The 19,764-nt window shown below is 58.2% G+C and carries 19 protein-coding genes; 11 read left to right on the plus strand and 8 right to left on the minus strand.

Annotated elements, in window-relative coordinates:
- Positions 1-207 precede the first annotated feature (207 nt).
- Together E5Q11_RS13070 and E5Q11_RS13075 are read right to left on the minus strand one after the other, a co-directional pair.
- Positions 208-675, minus strand: a complete 468-nt coding sequence (locus E5Q11_RS13070) for a hypothetical protein (RefSeq protein WP_135803898.1) — start codon at positions 673-675, stop codon at positions 208-210.
- 119 nt (positions 676-794) lie between these two features.
- On the minus strand, positions 795-1,340 hold the full coding sequence (locus tag E5Q11_RS13075; RefSeq protein WP_135803899.1) for a hypothetical protein: 546 nt from the start codon (positions 1,338-1,340) through the stop codon (positions 795-797).
- On the opposite strand from E5Q11_RS13075, the gene E5Q11_RS13080 reads away from it, so the two are divergent.
- A complete protein-coding gene (locus E5Q11_RS13080) occupies positions 1,332-1,634 on the plus strand; it encodes a hypothetical protein (protein WP_135803900.1) in 303 nt (100 codons plus the stop codon). The genes E5Q11_RS13075 and E5Q11_RS13080 overlap by 9 nt on opposite strands.
- Before the next feature lie 30 nt (positions 1,635-1,664).
- On the opposite strand, the gene E5Q11_RS13085 is transcribed toward E5Q11_RS13080, so the two are convergent.
- On the minus strand, positions 1,665-3,383 hold the full coding sequence (locus E5Q11_RS13085) for a choice-of-anchor I family protein (protein WP_225314902.1): 1,719 nt from the start codon (positions 3,381-3,383) through the stop codon (positions 1,665-1,667).
- 194 nt (positions 3,384-3,577) lie between these two features.
- Positions 3,578-4,051: a Dps family protein gene (locus tag E5Q11_RS13090; RefSeq protein ID WP_135803901.1), complete on the minus strand. Its 474-nt coding sequence runs from the start codon at positions 4,049-4,051 to the stop codon at positions 3,578-3,580.
- Between the two features lie 231 nt (positions 4,052-4,282).
- Here E5Q11_RS13090 and E5Q11_RS13095 point away from each other — a divergent pair, with 231 nt between their 5' ends.
- Positions 4,283-4,588 (plus strand): DUF2061 domain-containing protein, encoded by a 306-nt coding sequence (locus E5Q11_RS13095; protein WP_135803902.1) that lies wholly within the window; start codon positions 4,283-4,285, stop codon positions 4,586-4,588.
- On the opposite strand, the gene E5Q11_RS13100 is transcribed toward E5Q11_RS13095, so the two are convergent.
- Positions 4,585-6,024, minus strand: coding sequence for a dihydrolipoyl dehydrogenase (locus E5Q11_RS13100; RefSeq protein ID WP_135803903.1), 1,440 nt, complete (start codon positions 6,022-6,024; stop codon positions 4,585-4,587). The two genes, E5Q11_RS13095 and E5Q11_RS13100, sit on opposite strands and share 4 nt — an antisense overlap.
- Before the next feature lie 144 nt (positions 6,025-6,168).
- On the opposite strand from E5Q11_RS13100, the gene E5Q11_RS13105 reads away from it, so the two are divergent.
- The gene (locus E5Q11_RS13105) at positions 6,169-6,840 is read left to right on the plus strand and encodes a LysE family translocator (protein ID WP_135804211.1); all 672 of its coding nucleotides are present in this window, start codon (positions 6,169-6,171) and stop codon (positions 6,838-6,840) included.
- Here E5Q11_RS13105 and E5Q11_RS13110 read toward each other — a convergent pair.
- On the minus strand, positions 6,785-7,846 hold the full coding sequence (locus E5Q11_RS13110) for a 3-deoxy-7-phosphoheptulonate synthase (RefSeq protein ID WP_135803904.1): 1,062 nt from the start codon (positions 7,844-7,846) through the stop codon (positions 6,785-6,787). The genes E5Q11_RS13105 and E5Q11_RS13110 overlap by 56 nt on opposite strands.
- A gap of 319 nt (positions 7,847-8,165) precedes the next feature.
- Between E5Q11_RS13110 and E5Q11_RS13115 the strand changes: the two genes are divergently transcribed.
- A complete protein-coding gene (locus E5Q11_RS13115; RefSeq protein WP_135803905.1) occupies positions 8,166-8,933 on the plus strand; it encodes a type II and III secretion system protein in 768 nt (255 codons plus the stop codon).
- A gap of 7 nt (positions 8,934-8,940) precedes the next feature.
- Here the strand turns inward: E5Q11_RS13115 and E5Q11_RS13120 are convergent, their stop codons facing one another.
- Positions 8,941-9,474, minus strand: a complete 534-nt coding sequence (locus tag E5Q11_RS13120; protein WP_135803906.1) for a DnaJ domain-containing protein — start codon at positions 9,472-9,474, stop codon at positions 8,941-8,943.
- Positions 9,475-9,668: 194 nt separating this feature from the next.
- Here E5Q11_RS13120 and E5Q11_RS13125 point away from each other — a divergent pair, with 194 nt between their 5' ends.
- The 6 genes from E5Q11_RS13125 (at position 9,669) to E5Q11_RS13150 (ending at position 18,129) form a co-directional block, all read left to right on the plus strand.
- Entirely contained in the window at positions 9,669-10,772 is a 1,104-nt protein-coding gene (locus tag E5Q11_RS13125) for an efflux RND transporter periplasmic adaptor subunit (protein ID WP_135803907.1), read from the plus strand.
- Positions 10,772-13,822: an efflux RND transporter permease subunit gene (locus tag E5Q11_RS13130; RefSeq protein WP_135803908.1), complete on the plus strand. Its 3,051-nt coding sequence runs from the start codon at positions 10,772-10,774 to the stop codon at positions 13,820-13,822. The genes E5Q11_RS13125 and E5Q11_RS13130 overlap by 1 nt, the downstream gene beginning before the upstream one ends.
- The gene (locus tag E5Q11_RS13135) at positions 13,819-14,133 is read left to right on the plus strand and encodes a DUF3301 domain-containing protein (RefSeq protein WP_135803909.1); all 315 of its coding nucleotides are present in this window, start codon (positions 13,819-13,821) and stop codon (positions 14,131-14,133) included. Before E5Q11_RS13130 ends, E5Q11_RS13135 begins: the two co-directional genes overlap by 4 nt.
- Positions 14,134-14,271: 138 nt before the next feature.
- Positions 14,272-15,198 (plus strand): esterase/lipase family protein, encoded by a 927-nt coding sequence (locus tag E5Q11_RS13140; protein WP_135803910.1) that lies wholly within the window; start codon positions 14,272-14,274, stop codon positions 15,196-15,198.
- A gap of 3 nt (positions 15,199-15,201) precedes the next feature.
- Positions 15,202-16,314: a lipase secretion chaperone gene (locus E5Q11_RS13145; protein ID WP_135803911.1), complete on the plus strand. Its 1,113-nt coding sequence runs from the start codon at positions 15,202-15,204 to the stop codon at positions 16,312-16,314.
- An 81-nt stretch (positions 16,315-16,395) separates the two neighbouring features.
- Positions 16,396-18,129 (plus strand): hybrid sensor histidine kinase/response regulator, encoded by a 1,734-nt coding sequence (locus E5Q11_RS13150; RefSeq protein WP_135803912.1) that lies wholly within the window; start codon positions 16,396-16,398, stop codon positions 18,127-18,129.
- 10 nt (positions 18,130-18,139) lie between these two features.
- Here E5Q11_RS13150 and E5Q11_RS13155 read toward each other — a convergent pair whose 3' ends face one another.
- Positions 18,140-18,796, minus strand: coding sequence for a response regulator transcription factor (locus E5Q11_RS13155; protein ID WP_225314903.1), 657 nt, complete (start codon positions 18,794-18,796; stop codon positions 18,140-18,142).
- Between the two features lie 212 nt (positions 18,797-19,008).
- Between E5Q11_RS13155 and E5Q11_RS13160 the strand changes: the two genes are divergently transcribed.
- Entirely contained in the window at positions 19,009-19,764 is a 756-nt protein-coding gene (locus tag E5Q11_RS13160; RefSeq protein WP_135803914.1) for a substrate-binding periplasmic protein, read from the plus strand.

The raw sequence follows: 19,764 nt of genomic DNA on the forward strand, positions 1-19,764 counted from the left end.
ATACATTCTTGGATAGATTGCAGCCCGGAATAAAAGCATGAACGCGAATAAAGCCATGCATGACGCCCCGAGCGCCTTTGACGATTTAACTCCCAGTCTCGTCTTCATAAGTGCCTAACGCTGAGCACAGCGGCGACCTTGGAATGGCGACGAAGGAGCCATGGAAAGGGCGTCCGGCGGCCATCGGCCGCGTACTGCTGCGCCTGGTTAGGCATTCAACGCAGACGCCACTGCCGCATAGTGCTTGCTTTTGATTAATGGAACAGCCTGTCCCAGTGTCTGTACAGAGTCAAAATACGGAACTGCAAAACCAAGTAGCGCGGGCTTTACCTTTTCCTCAAACCCACGCAGAAAACCCTCCTCTGTCCGACACCAAAACAGCTCCTGCCGTGGTCCAACTCCACTACGACTGGAAAGATAACTCCAGCTTTCAGTGGGAATTCCCAAGGCATCCGGAAATTTGTCGTCCCACGAAGCAGGCTCCAAAAGTGGCGAGTGAAAGAAAATTTTCACATCGTACTTTGGCAGGTTATGTAACTGATCGGGCATGACGAAATGATAAAGATCAGCACTGACTGCTTTATAGAACGTGCATGCCTGTGATTCACTGCAGCTGAAACCCAAAGGCTCTAGAATCGTGCCAAAAGCTTCTCGTGCCACCTTGTCGAACTGCATATATTTGAGCCCGCCTGCAATTTTTGATGCCTAACGCTTTTGTTCAGCGGCGACCTTTTCGGAGTTAAACGAAGAAAAGGGCGTCCGGTGGAGGGCCAAGGGCCCGGAACGAACTGCAACTATTTGTTAGTTGTGTACTGGCCATCTCGCCAGTAGTAGATATCCAAGTCCACCCTCGCAATACCAAACCTTTGCGCTTCTTTGATGGCCTTTTGTTGATAAAGCGAGCTGATCTCCGGAGTAAGGCGTTTTATACGAGGCCATCTTGGCAATGAAGGCTTATGCAGAGCGTAGAGGTTCCGGGCGACGTCGCCATCAAGGGGAATCTCAAGCCAGCCCCTCAACCTTTCTATCGAGTACTCTTTGTTAAGATAAGCGTTATAGAGACAGTCTCGGATGAAGATATTCAATGCCTTACGCGCAGCGCCCCAGTTTCCCTTTGCGCCCTCTGGAAATGAGTGAGATAGCCCTGCGGTTTTATCCTCCAAAAATTGGAGATACTGCTTGCTGTTGTTGATCGAACGCAGCTCAGAGAGGTCAATTTCTTGTAGGTATGACCTAGCTACTTCTATCACACCCGACGCCCCCTGATTACGCAAGGTAGAGCGGCCGATAGCCAACTGACCTGTCCTCATTTGCAAAACTTTGAGAAATTCTTGATTCATAAGGAACAACTAACAGCAACTATACCGAACGCATCGTTATTGCAGAAACGTGACTTCCGCATTTCTGCGCGTCATTATTCCGCAAAAAGCCAGAACGCGCTGAAATTTAACCCATTTTTATCAGTAATTTACGGATTTTCCGCTCTCAATTCTCGTAATATCCTGCGTAATAATCAGGAATTCCACATTTCGCGCACTCCAGCCAACTTAGTAGACGAACCAGGCACCAGCCACCCGAAATCTAGGTTTCACCCACAAAAAAGCGCCGGGGCTTTCGCAACCGGCGCTGAATGAGTCTTGCTTTGTGGGGTTTTGCTTCGTCGATTAGTTCGCCATCAGTTCAATCACATCAATGCCGAACAGTGTGGTGGTGCCGCTTACTTCGTTACCTACCGCCAGCATTGGTTGGCCGTTGGGGCTGTCACCGGCGGGGATGAAGGCCAGGCCTTCGGGGCCCAGGTCGCCGGCCATGGCGTTTTCTACGTCGGTCTGGCTGGCGCTGAAGTCGCGGTTGTTGATGTACTGAACAAACTGCGGGTTCTGCGGGTTGGTGACGTTGTACACCATGATGCCGCCCACGCGCTCCAGGCCGATGAATGCGAAGGTCTGGCCGTTGATTTCGCCAACGGTGACGGCTTCGGGCTCTGGGCCTTTGTCGTCTGAGCGGTTGTCGAAGGAGTTTTCGTCGTTGTTGCCGTTGAAGTTGTCGGGGATCAGGCTGGCGGTGATGCGTTCAAGTTCGCTGCCGCTGTCGAATACCCGTTTGCCATCGGCGGACCAGATGGAGAAGGAACGTGCGCCGTAGGAATACAGCTCCTCATAAACGCAGGTGGTTTCGACGTAGGTTCTGTCGTACTCGTTTTCCACGTTTAATGTGACGTTTGCCGGGTCGCTCGGGTCACAGCTTGCGCCTGCCCCCAGGGTGGAGGTGACGTTCAGGCGTCCGAGGTTGGCATCCTGCTGCAGGGTGGCGGCATCCGGGAAAGCCGTTGGGTCCAGTTGCAGGTCGGCGATGCGGAATTCTTCACTGAAGCCGTCGTAGTCCCGGGAATCACCTTCGTTGGCGGTGATGTAGTAGGTTTTGCCGTTGTAGCCGTAGCTGGTCATCGCGTCCGGGTTGTACATGCCTTTCACCGGCCAGTTACGGATGTTGATGCCGTTGTCGTCGTTGCTGGCGTCCAGTTCGTTGCCGATGATGCTGTGGTCTTTGAAGCCCAGCGGGAGGATGGCGGTGATTTCACCGGCGGCGATGTCCAGTTCCGCCACGGCGTTGTTTTCCTGCAGGGCGACCCAGGCTTTCTGGTTGTCGATGGATACGGCGATGTATTCCGGCTCCATGTCTTCCGCCAGGGTGGCGCCGGGGCCGAATACCCGCAGGCCGGCGGCTTCCAGTTCGGCCTGGTCGGCGTTGAAGCCCGCGAAACTGGCGTTGGTCACGGTGGCAGACGCCACGCCATTGGCAAGATCAATGATGCTGACGGAGCCTTCCGGGTCCACGGTGTAGTCGTCGCTGGGCTCGCCTTCATTGGCCACCAGCACTTTCTGGCCGTCGCGGGTGAAGGTCAGCATGTCTGGCAGGGCGCCAACGATGACTTCACCAATCTTGTTCAGGTCAGAGGTGTTGTAGAACACCACCTTGCCATTGTCCTGCTTCACGTTGGCTTCGATGGCCACGGCCAGCAGGTCGCCATAGACCGCAACGCTATTTGCGGCCGCGCCTTCTGCGGTGGCGTCGATAGTGCTCAGCAGGGTGGGCATGGCCGGGTCGTTGATGTCCAGCACGTCCACGGTGGAATCGTTGGCGTTAATCACGAACAACCGCTGGTTGGCCGGGTCGTGGGCCACGATTTCCGCGGCGGATTCGTCAAAGGTGCCGCTGGAATAGCTGCCCAGTACGTTCAGTTCGATCAGGGTCTGGCTGGTGCCGGGGGTGCCGGCCGCGCCATCGTCGCCGTCATCGGTACAGCCGGTCAGTGCTACAAACGTGCCGGTAATGGCCAGGGTAAGCAGGGATTTGCGTAATGTCAGTTTGGAAAACGCCATAGTCGCCTCAGAGTGTTGGATATGAAGTAAAAGCATCACTCTGAGGCGCGTAAATGACATTGCCGGGTCAGTTTGAAGACAGTTTGGCGACAACTGTGTGTCAAAGGGGCATGGAAAAGGCGGCCTCATCCTTCGATGGCAGGCCGCCTTTGCTCTCTCGCTTCTGCTCTCTTTCGGCTATTAACCCTGGGCGTTTACTGGCCCAGGTAGCTGCGATACATCCAGACCGTTTTTTCCTGCTCTGAGATGTAGGCGCTCAGCAGGTCTACGGTGCCTTCATCGTCAGAGTCGTTCGCCAGATGCAGCAGTTCACGCTGCTTGCCAATCAGTTTGGCAAAGCTCTCGACGATGTTCTCGACGGCATCTTTGCCATCAGACACGTCTTTGCGCTCCGGCACGTCGGACTTTTCGATGTAGGTGCTGTAGGCGTGGGCCGGGCGGTGGCCCAGAGTCAGCACGCGTTCTGCAATCTCGTCGATCTTCAGAAGCAGGTCGTCATACAGCTCTTCAAACTTGGCGTGCAGTTCGAAGAAGTTGTCACCTTTGATGTTCCAGTGATAACCACGCACGTTCATGTAGAAGATCTGGTAGTTGGACAAAAGCTCGTTCATCCGGTCTGCCAGTTCTGCGGTTTTTTCCGTATCCAGTCCAATAAAGTTCTTACTCATAATGCGTCTCCTTGACGGCAAATGTACGTTCTCTAACTTTAATCCTACGTCAGTACATTGAATTCAGTGAAGTTTATTCCCCCAATACCGGCGATAGTACGGTGTAATCCGTATATAAGCCTGGCGGGAAAAGCTATAGGTTAAGCCTATCTATTTTCTGAATACAATTGATTTAACACTGATTATCACTTCGACTTTAATGAAGAAAAGCGAGCGGAATCGGAGCCAGCCATGAGTGCGCTGAAACATTTTGTACACAGTCACGGCACGAAAGGTGATCAGTCACTGGTCAAGACCATTACCTTTGCCATCACGCACTTCTTTGTCGCGTTTACCGTGGCCTATCTGCTGACTGGCGATATTCTGATCGGCAGCCTGATTGCCATGGTAGAGCCGGCCATCAACACCATTGCCTACTTCTTCCATGAAAAGATCTGGGCCCGGCGGCAACGCAATTCAAGTGTCGCCTCAGAACCCTCTGCGGCCTCTGTTCAGTGCCAGGCTGCCGCCTGCTGCCTGCGGGGAAGCGCGGCCTAGGTTCCCGGGCCGCATTCCATGCACCCTTCCTCGGGCGCAGGCCCGATACTCAGCTTCATGTTCAGATCTTTCAGCGCGGTTCGCAGCCCCTCCTCAATCACCGGATGATAGAACGGCATTTCCAACATTTGGTTGACCGTCAGTCGTTGCTGGGCGGACCAGGCCAGCAGGTGGCCGATGTGTTCAGCCGCCGGGCCAAACATTTCAGCACCCATGAACAGGCCGGTGCCGTGTTCGCCGTATACCCGCAATAACCCTTTGTTCTTGCCAATGACCCGGCTGCGGCCCTGGTCTTCAAACGACACTTCGCCGACTGCGTAGCGGCCCAGGCAGCGTTCGTCCACCTGGCCAATGGTCAGCCCGACGGTGGCAATCTGCGGGTCAGTGAAGACGATGGCCAGGGGCGTGCGACGAAGGCCGGTTCGCACATCCGGATAGGACGCTGCGTTATCGCCGGCAATCCGCCCTTCGTCGGCGGCTTCGTGCAGCAGGGGCACGGCGTTATTGGCGTCACCGGCGATGAAAATATGGCTGTCGCCGCAGCGCAGGGTGTAGGGGTCAAACAGGGGCGAGCCTTTTTCGTCCAGGTCAATATCGGCATTCTGGATGTCCAACCCGTCCACGTTGGGCCGCCTTCCGGTGGCCGCCAGCAGGTAATCGAAGGTTTCGGTCTGTTCGCCGTCGCCGACATCGAAAGTCACAGCAACGCCCTGATCAACCCGTTCGACCTTTTTAACGTCGGCTTCCCCGTGTAGCGGAAACTCTTCATTGAAGGTTTTCAGGGCGTATTGCCGGATGGCATCGTCGTTTAAAGGGCCAACGCCGCCGCTTCTGCCGAACATGCGCACCCGCACGCCAAGCCGGCTTAGAGCTTGCCCCAGCTCCAGGCCAATCACGCCGGGGCCAAAAACGGCGACGGACTTTGGCAGGTCCTGCCATTCGAAGATATCGTCGTTAACCACCAGGCGGTCTTTGGCTTCCTTCAGGAAACCGGGGATATTGGGCCGGGAGCCGGTGGCGATGATGATGCGCTGGGCATGAACTTCGATGTCATTTCCAACCGCAAGGCGGTGGGGGCCGGCAAACCGGGCGTGGCCCATTATCCGGTGCTCTTCAGGAAACTTTTCCACAGCGCTGATGACCGAACCCACAAACCCGTCCCGCTCGGCCCGCACGCGTTCCATCACGCGCTTGCCATCAATGGTGATCTCCCCGGCGGAGTTGCCGAACAGCTCGCCCAGCCTCATCTGATGGGCATTTTCGGCTGCCGCAATCAGCAGCTTGCTGGGCATGCAGCCAACCCGTGCGCAAGTCGTCCCGTACTGGTCGGATTCGATCAGTACCACTTTGTCGGTCACTTTTCTGACGCGCTTATACGCCACCATGCCGGCTGTACCAACGCCGATAATGGCAACGTCTACTTCTCGCTTATCCATCAATTCATCTCCTGAAGAACTTGGCCTCTGTATTGAGGCTGCGAAAGGCTTCACCCATCCGTGAAAAAACGCCGGTTTCAACCTATGCTGTCAGACTTTTCGTACGACGGCGAACAAACCGGGGATGAACGGATGCAGACTTTGATGCAAGGTTACTGGGCAGAGTTCCTTACCGTGGCACTGGTACACCTGCTGGCGGTGGCCAGCCCGGGGCCGGATTTTGCGGTGATGCTGCGACAGGCGCTGTGCCAAAGCCGCCACAATGCCCTGCTAACCGCCATTGGCATTGGCGCCGGCATTCTGGTGCACGTGTGTTATTCGCTGTTGGGTATTGGGCTGATCATTCAGCAATCGGTGCTGCTGTTCAGCATTCTGAAGGTGATGGGCGCACTCTATCTGACCTGGATTGCCATTCAGTGCCTGAAATCCCGGGCCGGGGGCGTTCATGTGGAGACCGGACCAGGAACGCAGCAGTCCGGCTTTGCCGCCCTGCGCCTGGGATTTCTGACCAACGCCCTGAATCCCAAAGCGACGCTGTTTTTCGTGTCACTGTTCTCGGTGGTGATCAGCCCCGGTACGCCGGTTGCCCTGCAGGCGGGTTACGGCGTTTATATGGCCCTGGCCACCGGGCTCTGGTTCGCGATGGTGGCCGTGTTCTTTACCCTTCCCCGGGTCAGGAAGGGCTTTAACCGCTTCGGCCACTGGCTGGACCGGTTAATGGGCGGCGTGCTGCTGTTGCTGGCCGGCCAGCTGCTGCTTTCTACAGTGAGCGGATCAGAGCCTCCGTCTGCGCCCATCCCAGGCACGGATCGGTGATCGAGCAGCCGTAGAGCAGTTCCCCGCTGTCGTTCTGGCGACCCGGTTCCAGAAAGCTTTCCAGCATCAGCCCGCGAATCTGGTGATTGCCTTCGCGGCGCTGCGCCATGACGTCCTTGGCAATATCCAACTGGCGCTCGGCCTGTTTGCAGGCGTTATCGTGGCTGCAGTCCACCATCACCGATCCGGATACACCCCCTGCACTCAGCGCCGCCATGGCAGCGTGGATGCTGTCGGCATCGTAATTGGTGATGCCGCGGCCGCCCCGCAGTACCAGATGGGTATCCGGGTTGCCGGGGGTAGTCAGCATGGCCGGGGCGCCGCTCTGGCCGATGCCAAAGTGCTGATGGGGATGGGCCGCGGATTTCATGGCATTGACTGCCACCGCAACGCCGCCGTCCGTGCCGTTCTTGAAGCCTACCGGCATGGGCAGGCCGCTGACCATTTCCCGGTGCACCTGGGATTCGGTGGTGCGGGCGCCAATGGCAGTCCAGCTTACCAGGTCGCCCAGGTAATCCATGGCGAAGGGGCTCAGGGCTTCGGTGGCCAGGGGCAGACCCATCTCGGCCAGGTTCAACAGCAGCCGGCGGGAACGAACCAGGCCTTCGTTGAGGTCGCCCTGCCCGGTGCGGTCCGGGTCATATAGCAGGCCTTTCCAGCCAACAGTGGTGCGGGGCTTTTCCAGGTAGGCACGCATGACGAGCAGGAACCGGTCGCCGACTTTCTGGGCCAGTTCGCTCAGCCTGGCGCCGTATTCAAGGGCGGCCACTTCATCGTGAATGGAACAGGGGCCCATGACGATCAGCAGGCGGTCGTCCTGGCCAGACAGAATCCGGCGCACCGCGTCCCGCTGTTCGGCAATCCGTTCCTGAAGGCCGGCTGGCAGCGGAAAGTCCGCCCTCAGCTGGGCCGGTGTGGGCAACGCTGTTTCGCGTTTGGTCAGTGCTGTGGCTTGCTGCCGCTGACCGGCCTCTGCCAGCGCATCATTGTTCATTGGCATGTTCATTATTGTGGGTCCTGTTTCCCTGTGTCCGAATCAAAAAAGCCCCGGCTGGTGGGCTACCAGTCGGGGCTTTCGAGTCCGGTGGCAGCCTGGTGAGTGCCGGCTGCCTTCCTCGTTGTTCAGTCGTTCAAGACGTTCCTAACGGCGGCACCGGCTCTGGCTAAAATAGCCATAACCAAACCACCAGAAAGACACAGCAGCGATCGAAGCCATCGGTTGGTTACCGAGTGCTTTCAGAAAGTTCAATTGACAGATCGCGTGTGTCGTCTTCATGCTTTTCAATATAACCCCCGTGTTTCCGGGATTGCAAGCGGAGAAAACCATGCGCCCCCAATTTGCTTTCGCCCTGCTGCTTGTTCTGTTTGCCAATCCCCTGCTGGCCGCACCGGAAGCGCGGCAATATCAGCTAAGCCAGCGCGCCGCTGGCGATGTTGCCGACCAGATTCGTGATCTCTATCCCGGCGACGAACTGACTGTCACCAGTCGGGGCCAACAGGTGATTGTCAGGGCGGAACCGGCACTACTGGACGAAATCGGCCAGCTGGTTGAAACCCTGGACGTAGCCCCGGTGCAGATGCGCGTTACCGTGCGTTCGCGCAACACCGGCATGGGCAAGCAGGGTGGCGGTGGTGTCAGCATCAACAACAATCAGGTGAACGTGGAAGCCAGCCGTAAAACCATCAGTACCCAGCAGACCCGGGAAAGAACGCTGATCGTTCAGGAAGGTCAGTCGGCGCAGATTTCGTCCGGCCAGGTGCGGGCATTGCCGGTGGCGATCCGGGGCGGTCGCAACCCGGCAGCCTTTCTGGAAAAAGTGGAAACCCGCAGCGGGTTTATCGTGAGCCCCCAGGTGATTTCCGACAGGGCCATCGAACTGAACATCGTGTCCTTTGAAGAAGACCCGGACACCGGTGTACCCGGGTATGAAACCGAAGCCCTGATGACCCTTCGCCGGGTGGAACCGGGCCAGTGGGTTTCACTGGGCAGCACCCGCCAGAGTCGCTCCGGTAGCCAGGCGGGCATTGTCTACCAGACCGGGCAGAACAGCAGCAGCGTCAATTCATGGGAAGTACGGGTCGACCTGATGTGACGACGGGTTATTCGTCGGGCTGGCAGTGTTTCAGTAATACGCTCTTGGCTTCATTGATTTTTGCGGCCAGGTAGTCGTTACCACCGCGGTCAGGGTGCATTTTCTGGATCAGCCGGCGGTGGGCGGCAATGATTTCTTCCCGGCTGGCGCTGGGCTTAACACCCAGCGTGTCACAGGCTTCATTCAGCCCCATGCTGCCGGTGCTGGCCGCTGACCGACCGGCTGAACCAGCGTCGTCCCCATGGTTCTGGGAACCCGGTTGAGCATCTGAGTCGGCGCCCTTCTGACCCGTCATCCGTTGAACCATTGGCCAGAATTTCAGCAACACCGGCAACTTTCGCAGCAGCGGCAGCAGCGCCGCGACCGCCGCGGTCAACACATGCACACGGCCTGTCAGTACCATGAAAAGCAGAAGCGCACCGCCAATCACCAGGGCGGCTTTCCAGGCGGCTTCTTTCTTTTTGGCAGCACTCAGGGCGCCCCATTGCTTCAGAATGACGAACACCGCAATGGTCAGCGCGATTCCAAGAATCCAGTGCATGAACTAATCCTGTAAGTTAGCGTAAACGTACCTGAAGCCTCTGATTTATTCCGGGTGTCACACAACCGCGTTAAGTTGTCAGAACCGAGCAGTAATTGTACGCATTTCCACTGACAAGTCAGTGACAGCATGTCCGCCAAGTGTATAGGATGCTATCCTTTACCCTTTGATAAATTTCAACCAGGATTCCAGCTATGCGCACCGCCTCCCGCTTCGTGATCGTCATCATCTTCCTTGGTGTCGTTCTTGGTGGCATCTTTGGCTACAAGTTTTACCAATTCGGCCAGATGCAGGAACAGAACTCCCAGCCCCAGCCGCCCGCCAAGATTTCTGCCGTAACCGCACAGACCGAAAGCTGGACACCCCAGATCAAGGCCGTAGGCAGTATAGAGGCAATCAACGGCATTGAAGTAGCCAATGAAGTACCGGGCGTGGTTGAAAGCATCAATTTTGAATCCGGCGATACGGTTGCCAAGGGTGATGTACTGATCCGGCTGGATGCCGCCATAGACGAGGCGGCCGTGCGCACCCGCCGTGCCGAGGCGCAGCTGGCGGAGCAGGAATTCAAGCGGTTGTCGGACCTGTTGCCGAAGCGTGCCGTTTCACAGTCCGAATACGACGAAGCCAAGGCAAACTTTGACGCAGCCCGGGCAAGGGTCAACGAAGCCGAGGCGCAGCTGAGCAAGAAAGTCATCCGCGCACCGTTTGATGGCAAGCTGGGCCTGCGGCTGGTAGACCAGGGTGAATACATTGCGACCGGCACGCCGATTGTCGAAGTGAACATGCTGGACCCGATCTACGTGGATTACACCCTGTCCGAGAAGGACCTGGCATTGGTATCCCAGGGTTTTGGCGTTGTCGCCACCGTTGCTGCCGTGCCCGACCGTACCTTCGAAGGCCAGGTCAGCGCCATCAACACCTCGGTAAACCCGCAGACACGCACCGTGCGCGTGCGCGCCACCCTGGACAACAGGGATAATCTGTTGCGCCCGGGCATGTTCGCCACCATTAACACCCGTCAGCCTGAAGACCGCCAGGTGGTCACGGTTCCACGTACCGCCATTTCCTACAACACCTATGGCGACTATGTGTATGTGGTTGCTGAAAACGACGACGGCAAACTGGTGGTAAAGCGCCGCACCGTTGAAAGTGGCGATATCCGCGACGGCCGGGTTGCGGTGATCAGCGGCCTGAAAGAAGGCGAGCAGGTTGTGGCCAAGGGTCTTCTGCGTTTACGCGCTGGCCAGGAGGTCACTGTTGTTGATGAAGCCAGCGATTCGGCGGAGGCCTCCAAGTAATGCGGTTTACTGACCTATTTGTTCAGCGACCGGTACTTGCAACGGTCGTCAGCCTGCTGATTTTGCTTCTGGGCGCCCGCGCGGCCCTGGAAATGGAAATCCGGCAGTATCCGGAACTGGAGAGCACCACGGTTACCGTCACCACCGCCTACCCCGGCGCCAGTTCCGACCTTGTGAAAGGCTTTATCACTACTCCGCTGCAGCAGGCCATCGCCGAAGCCAGTGGTATTGATTACCTGACCTCCACCAGCTCCCAGGGTGCGTCGACCATCGAAGCCAAGATGGAGCTGAACTACGACGCCAACGCCGCGCTGGCCGAAATTCAGGCCAAGGTGGCCAGCCAGCGTAACGTGCTGCCGGCAGACGCCCAGGACCCGGTGATTACCTCCACAACCGGTGATTCCACCGCCCTGATGTACATCGCGTTCTACAGCAATGAGCTGCAGGTGCCGCAGATTACCGACTACCTTACCCGCGTGGTGCAGCCTAAGCTGCAGGCGCTTTCTGGCGTGGGTAAGGCCGACCTGCTGGGTCGCAAGTTTGCCCTGCGGGTATGGCTGGATCCTGAGCGCCTGTCGGCGGTGGACATGACCCCACGGGACGTGGTCAACGTGCTGCTTGAGAACAACTATCAGGCAGCGGTTGGCAACACCAGAGGCAAGTACACCAAGATCAGCATGACCAGCAACACCGATGTCGGCGACCCGGACCAGTTCCGGGATCTGGTGGTGAAGGAATCCGACGGTTCGCTGATTCGCCTGAAAGACATTGCCCGGGTGGAACTGGGTTCGGAAACCTATGATCAGTTGGCACTCTACAAAGGCCAGCCTGCGACCTACGTCGCCATAGAACTGTCACCCGGCGCGAACCCGCTGACGGTGGCGGGCCTGGTAAAAGACGAACTGCCGGGTATCGAATCCCAGCTGCCGGCGGGGCTGGATGTGCGCCTGGCCTACGATGCGTCTGACTTTATCGAAAACTCCATCAATGAGGTGATCAAGACCCTGCTGGAAGCCATCGTGATCGTGCTGGTGGTGGTATTCCTTTGCCTGGGTTCGGTGCGCGCGGCCATTGTGCCGTCGGTGGCGGTACCGCTGTCGCTGATCGGCGGCGCCTTCGTGATGCTGATCCTGGGCTACTCGCTGAACCTGCTGACCCTGCTGTCGATGGTGCTGGCCATAGGCCTGGTGGTGGACGACGCCATTATCATGGTGGAAAACGTGCACCGGCACATTGAACAGGGCGAGAGCCGGTTCGATGCCGCCCTGAACGGTGCCCGGGAAATGGCGACGCCCATTATCGCCATGACCACCACCCTGGTGGCGGTTTACGCACCGATCGGCTTCATGGGCGGCCTGGTGGGCTCGCTTTTCACCGAATTCGCCTTCACCCTGGCTGGCACGGTAGTGATCTCCGGCATTGTGGCGCTGACCCTGTCGCCAATGCTGTCTGGCAAGGTGCTGAAACCCCACGGCAACCCCGGCAAATTCGAGCGCGGGGTGGAAAAATTCTTTGGTGGCCTGGCAAATGGCTATAAAAGTGCCCTGACCTCACTGATGGACACCAAATCGGTGGTGATCTTTTTCGCGGTGATCGTACTGGGGTCCATCTACTTCATGGTGTCCATGAGCCAGAACGAGCTGGCACCCACCGAAGACCAGGGCATTCTGTTCTATCAGGGCCTGGGCCCGCAGACTTCAACCCTGGACTACCTGCAGGAACACGGTGACGAAGTACAGGAGCGCATGGAAACCGTGCCCGGCTACAACGAAGACTTCATGATTCTGGGCATTACCGGCCCCAACGCTGTGTTCGGCGGCTTCAAGATGGCGCCCTGGAGCGAACGTGACATCAGTCAGTTCGAAGCCCAGCCCCTGCTGGACGAAGAGCTGAAAAACGTCACCGGCCTGCAGACCGCGGTCTTCCCGCGGCCCTCACTGCCCGGTTCGGGCGGCGGCCTGCCGTTCCAGTTCGTGATCACCACCGGTGAGGATTATGACCGCCTCAACGATGTCGCGGACGAACTGCTCGGCAAGGCCATGGCTAGCGGCAACTTCATGTTCCTGAAAAAGTCCATCGAGTTTGACCGGCCGGTGATTCGCATCGATGTGGACCGGGACCGGGTGGCAGACCTGGGGCTGTCTATGCAGGATGTCGGCCAGAGCCTGTCCAGCATGCTGGGCGGAGGGTACATCAACCGCTTCAATATGCAGGGCCGGTCCTATCAGGTCATTCCGCAGGTAGATCAGGAATTCCGGATGGACGAGCAGGCCCTGAACGATTACTACCTGCGTGCCGACAGCGGCGACCTGATTCCGCTGTCCAGCGTGATCAGCTTCAGCAACGACGTAGAACCGTCCCAGCGCACCCAGTTCAACCAGTTGAACTCGCTGACTCTGGAAGGCGTGGTCTCCCCCGGGGCTACCGTGGGCGATGCCATGGCGTTTATCGAGCAGGCAGCAGACGAGACCTTCCCCCAGGGTTTCACCTTTGACTACACCGGTGAATCGCGGCAGTTCGCCAATCAGGGCAGCGCGCTGATCGTCACCTTCTTCCTGTCGCTTCTGGTGATCTATCTGGTGCTGGCAGCCCAGTTTGAAAGCTGGCGTGACCCGTTCATCATTCTGGTGTCGGTGCCCATGTCCATTGCCGGTGCCATGGCGTTTATCGTGCTTGGTTTCGCATCGATGAACATCTACACCCAGGTGGGTCTGATCACGCTGATTGGTGTGGTGTCGAAGAACGGCATACTGATCGTGGAATTTGCCAACCAGCTTCAGGAAGACAAAGGACTTGGCAAGCGTGAGGCGGTGATTGAAGCCGCGGCCATTCGCTTGCGGCCAATCATCATGACCTCGCTGGCGCTGATCTTCGCCATGGTGCCGCTGCTGATTGCCGTGGGCCCGGGCGCGGAAAGCCGCTTTGCCATCGGCCTGACCATCAGTGCTGGCCTTGGTATCGGCACGCTGTTCACCGTCTTTGTGCTTCCGGCCTTCTACATTCTGTTGGGCCGGGATCACAATAACCACGACCAGCAAACGGCTTCATGACGCTGGGCAACCTGTTCTGGTTGTTCGTGGCCGGCTTCGCTACCTGGTACTGGTGGCGAAGCAAGGCCATCAAGGATTATGTGCTTCAGGCCGCGCGGGACTACTGCAAAACCATGGACGTGATGCTCCTGGATGATGCGGTTTACCTTCGCGGCCTGTGGTTCAAACGGGATGAGCGCGGCAGCCTGCGGGTTTGGCGGCGTTTCATGTTCGACTTCACCTCCACCGGTGAAGAACGCTATGAGGGCCGCATCATCATGCTGGGCCCACGCATTATTCACAGCGAACTGGAGCCCCACCGCTTCGGTTGATCGCAGGCCCCCTGCCACTCCCTCTCCCCCAAATGGGCGATTCTTACTTGCGCCCTGATCGCAAATACTCTGCAACGCATTGGCGACAAAGGCCTCTCATTCGAGAAGAGCCAACCACAAAAACAACAGGAGTCAACCATGCGTAAACTCATCACTTTTGCAGTGATTATGGGCTGTATTGTGCTCGCGTCCCCAACGCTCAGCCATGCCAGCTACACCAACACCAAGCACCCGATTGTGCTGGTTCACGGGGTCACCGGGTTTAACACCATCGGCGGCCTGATCAACTACTTTCACAACATCCCGTGGAACCTCGAGCGCAGTGGCGCACGGGTGTATTCCGCCAGCGTTTCCTTCGTCAACAGCAGTGAGCAACGCGGCCAGCAACTGGCCAACTACGTCAATGGTCTTGGCCATGCCAAGGTCAACCTGATGGCTCACAGCCAGGGCGCACCTACCTCACGGGTAACCGCTTCACTGATCCCCCACAAGATTGCCTCGATCACCTCGATCAACGGCGTCAACAAGGGTTCGAAAGTAGCGGATGTGGTTCGCGGCATTCTTCCCCCCGGCAGCTATGTGGAAGGCGGCGCTGATGCGATTGCCAACGCGCTGGGCGATCTGGTCAATGCCCTGTCCAGTTCCAGCAACCCCCAGGACGGACTGGCCGCGCTGGAAACACTGACCACTCGCGGCACCACCGCACTGAACGATGCACTGGGCTGGAAAGGCGTAAACCGCTATTCCTGCGCGGGCACGAGTGAGGACCAGTGGATCAACGGTAACCGCATCAAGTTCTTCTCCTGGACCGGCAAATCCGTCTTCACCAACTGGACAGACGTCACTGACCCGTTCCTGGGTGTCACCGCCCTGGCCTTTGGCAACGAAGACAGTGACGGCCTGGTGGGCGTTTGTGCCACCAAGATGGGTAACGTGATTGGCACCCACTACGACATGAATCATGTGGACGCCATCAACCATCTGTTCGGTGCCCGTTCCTGGTGGACCAACCCGGTTTCGCTGTATCGCAGCCAGGCAAACCGCCTGAAAAATCGCGGTCTGTAACCGATGGCGAAACAGCCATCACTTCTGAAACGCGCTATCTTTCCGCTGATAGCGCTGGTTCCTCTGGTTGCCGCCACGGTGTGGCTGGTGACCGGGGAGCAGGAGGCCGCAACAGCGGGCAAGAGTCAGGTGCCCGCCGTCGCTGCGCCGACCTCAGAAAACGTTCAGGCACCGACTGCGAACCCGCAGCCGGCTGACCTGGCGTCGGCCGAGGCAACAGCGATGGTTTCGCACCAGACACCAAAATCCCTGGGTGAAAACCCGTTTGCCCCGTCGCTGTCAGGAACCGACATTGACGGTGCCCTGAAAGCAGGCCCGGACGGCCAGCTTATTGTGGATCTGGCCACCAAGGATTTTTTCGATTATTTCCTCAACACCGTTGGCGAAGTGTCACCGGAAACCGCGCTTGCAGAAATTGAAGCCCTGGCCCGGAACAACCTGCCAGCCGAAGCTGCCGAACAGGCCCTGGCGATTCTTGACCAGTACCTGGATTACAAACAGCAGGCCCTGGAAATGGGAAACCGGTCACTGGACCCAAGCCGCCAGAGTGACCCGGCCTACCAGTTGCAGGTACTGAAATCGGCCCTGGCGGATCTCAAACAGCTGCGCCGCAATGCCTTTGATCCAGCCACCCACGATGCGTTTTTCGCGCTGGAAGAGGCCTATGGCGAATACACCCTGGCCAGCATCGAAATCCAGCAGCGGGACGATCTTTCGCTCCAGAGCAAACAGACTCTGCTGAACTGGCATCGTGAGCAATTACCCGCGCAACTGCGCCAGACCGAAACCCGCATGATCAAAGAAACCGAGGTTGGTCAGCAGCGCCAGGCCGCCATTGCCGAAGCCAGCTCCCCCGACGAAGCCGGAGAGCGGCTACGGGAACTTGGCGTTGATGCCGAGCGGGCGGATGAGGTGGTCAGCTATCTGCAGGAAAGAGAAAACTTCGATGCCCGGTTCCAGCAATACCAGCAGGCACTCGCCAGCCTGGAAAAGGCCGGCATCAGCAGTGATGATTTCGATACCCAGCAGAGCGAGTTGTTGCAGCAGCATTTTGACAGCGAACAGACGCGAACCTGGGCGAAACTGAGATCCCTGGATAGCCAATCACCCCAGTAGAGCCGCAGGCCATGCATCTACCGGTTAGCCCCCGGCAAGGTTAGACTGCAGCAGACAATCACCTTGCCGGGCCAGACTTTCATGACCATTTCCCAATTGCGGCATCAACAGGCCGTGGGCTTTCGCTGGTTGCGATTCCACCCTGAGCTGGAATCCCGTTACCGCGAAGTGCGGGACCAGAGCATCCGTGAGCGGGCGCGGCCGGTTTCTGCCAGTGCTCTGGTTCTGTTTCTGGTCTACGCCCTGCTTGATCTGGCAATGATGCCTGACCCCCTTGCCCGTCAGACCGTCTTTATCCGCCTGCTGATCACCTGCCCGGCCATTTCCCTGGTTTGGTGGCTGTCCTGGCAACCGCTCAGACCCGGTACTTTTCTGCGGCTTTATGGCCTGGCCTATCTGGTCGGCGGCCTCAGCGTTGTTGCCATCATCGGCATGGCACGGCTGGCGGACTTTCCCCTGCCCTATGAAGGCATCCTGCTGATGCTGATGTTCGGCTATTTTGCCATGGGCATCCCGTTTCGCATGGTATCGGGCCTGTCTCTGATTCTGCTGGTCGCCTACCTGGTCGTGGAATACGCCACGGGGATGGCGCCAGACGAACTGGCCATCAACGGCTTTTTCATCATGACCGCCAATATCATCGGGATGGTGGGAAGCTGGTTGAGCGAGCATCGCCAGCGGGCCCACTTCCTGGACCGGCAGATGCTTGAAGCCCTGCGGCTTCAGGCCGAACAGGAAAGCGAGCGCAAAACCAGCCTGATCACCATTGCCAGCCACGACCTGCGTCAGCCCCTGAACATCATCAGCCTGATCCTGGAGAACCTGAGCGACAGCAACCTGCCGGAACACCAGGCAGCGCTGATCACCCGGCTGAAAACCTCGGTCACCCATTTCAACGGATTGCTGGCCAGCGTGCTGGATATTTCCCGGCTGCAGGAGGGCATGGTCAAACCCGAGCCCGAACCACTTCGGCCCCGCGATGTTCTTTCCCAGCTTGCCGAAACCTGTGGTGAGCGGGCCCGTGACCTGGGGGTAAAACTTGAGTTCAGCGACAACGGCCCACACGTCGCGGTGCTTGCGGACCCGCAGTTGCTGCACCGGATTCTTCAGAACCTGGTATTCAATGCCCTGGACCACAGCGGCGCCGGGCGCATCGAGGTTGAGGCCAACGATGAGAACGGGCAACTCGTGTTCGTGGTCAGGGATGACGGCTGCGGTATCGACCAGGCCACCCGGGAAAAAATCTTTGATCCGTTTTTCCGCACCCGCATGGCCAACGATCCCGGCCTGGGTCTGGGCCTGGCGATTGTCCGGGAACTGTCTGCACTGATGGGGGGAAGCTGCACCCTGGCTCCTGCCACTGGCGAGGGCGGCGCCTGTTTCCGGGTGTCGCTACCCTGCTGTGGGGTCGAGCACATCGCCACGGTGGAAACCCTGCTGTCTGGCTCTAAAACGGGAGCTCACCCCGAACTGATTCTGGTCGAGGATCATAACGAGTCCCGCCACTGGCTGCATCAGATCCTCACCGGGTGGGGTTACCGGGTCGATTCATTTGCCAGTGCCGAGCAAGCCATCGAACACGGCAAGGCCGGCGCCAACGCCATTCTGATTACTGACCTGCACCTGCCCGCCATGGCCGGGGACCAGCTTTTCCGGGTGCTGACCGACAATCAGGCTATCCTGGGCGGGGTCATGGTCACCGCAGACACGTCCAGGGCTGAGGGCTACAACCCGTCATCCCGGCTTTGGACGCTGCACAAGCCACTGAAGCCGATGCGCCTGAGGGCTGCACTTCAGCAACTGACCCGACGATGAGTGCGAACGGCTAGCGGTTGATCAGCCCGAGGGCGCGAGCCTTGGCAACGCACTCGGTCCGGTTATGGACGCCAAGATGCACGAATATGGCTTTCAGGTGGGTTTTTACCGTGTGCTCGGTCAGGTCCAGAACCTGGCAGATCCGCTTGTTGGGCAGGCCTTCCGCCAGCAGGCCAAGAACCTCGAGCTGCCTGGGGGTCAACGAATCAGACTGAACCACGGCAGTCTGCAGTGACGGATAGAACAGCTCACCCTGACTGACCTTGCGGATCATCCTGATCAGCGACCGGCGATCGGCCGACTTGGGCAGAAACCCGACAGCCCCGGCGGATCGGGCAGCGCGCACAGAGGTTTCATCTTCACGGCTGGAAATGACCACCACCGGAACCGGCAGACCCAGTTTCTCGAGCTCTGCAAACAGTGACAGCCCGGCCTCGCCCTGCAACCCCAGGTCAAGCAGCACCAGCGCCGTTTCCGGATATTGCCGCAGGTCTTCCACCGCCTCAGCCACTGTGCCGACACAGGCCACCGAGCGGGCCAGAAGTTCTTCTTCCAGAATTGCGGTCAGCCCGAACAGAAAGAAAGGATGATCATCAACAATCAGTATGCGAGGCAGGGGTTCACCGCGCCCGGTTGCCAGGGCGGTTGTGGCCGACTCGTCAGTCATTCCGGAATCCATGGGTGTCTCCGCAAACTTTCTGTTCTTGTTTAATGCGGTCCCGACAACTATACGGATCAGTCCGGGAACAAAATGCCGCCTGGTTAACATTTTTGTGACGCAGATCAAGGTTTGCCAGCAAACCCGGCACGAATTCGTAGAAAGGTGACACCATCGCTATACTGAATTGAGGCCATCTCTGTCGTTTACCCGGTGATTTTATGTTGTTTCGCAATATCTTACTGGCCCCCCTCCTGACTCTTACCCTGGGCGCCGTGGCCGTGAGTGTTCATGCTGAACAACCGGTGATAGAGGTCGTTACCTCTGAATACCCGCCCTACGAATATCTCCGTGACGGTGAAGTCGTCGGCGACGACACCCGCATCATCCGGCGGGTTCTGGCGGAGATGGGTTACCAGGCAAATATCCGCATTCTGCCCTGGGCACGGGCGGAACAACTGGCCAGAAACGGCCGGGCCGATATGCTTTATTCCCTGACATTCTCGGAAACCCGTGACCGGCACTACTATTTCACCGCGCCGATCAACGCCGCCCAGGACGTTTTTTACAAACGCCGGAACCACGATCTGCAATGGCAGACACTGGATGACCTGGCCGGTCTCAACTTTGGCCTGTCGGCCGCCTACAGCTATGCCCCGGAGTTCATGGACTGGCTGTTCGACGGCAATGCCCGTATGACCAAGATCACCCACGAAAAGCCGGAACTGACCGGTCTGCGCCTGGTCGGCCTCGGCCGGATTGACCTGTTTATCTGCGAGCTGTCGGTATGCGATTATCTGCTTGAGCAGAACGTTTCGCAGCATCAGGAACTGGCCAACGTCGAGCGGATGGCCGGTGATGTCGGGCCCGAACGCAGCTTTCGCGCAGCGTTTTCACGTAAGCTGCCCAATGGCCGGGAGCTGCGAGACGAATTCAACGCTGCCCTCAAGAAAATCCGCGCATCCGCGAGCAACTGA

The organism is Marinobacter confluentis (assembly GCF_004785685.1).
In the GTDB taxonomy this organism is placed as follows: Bacteria; Pseudomonadota; Gammaproteobacteria; order Pseudomonadales; family Oleiphilaceae; genus Marinobacter; species Marinobacter confluentis.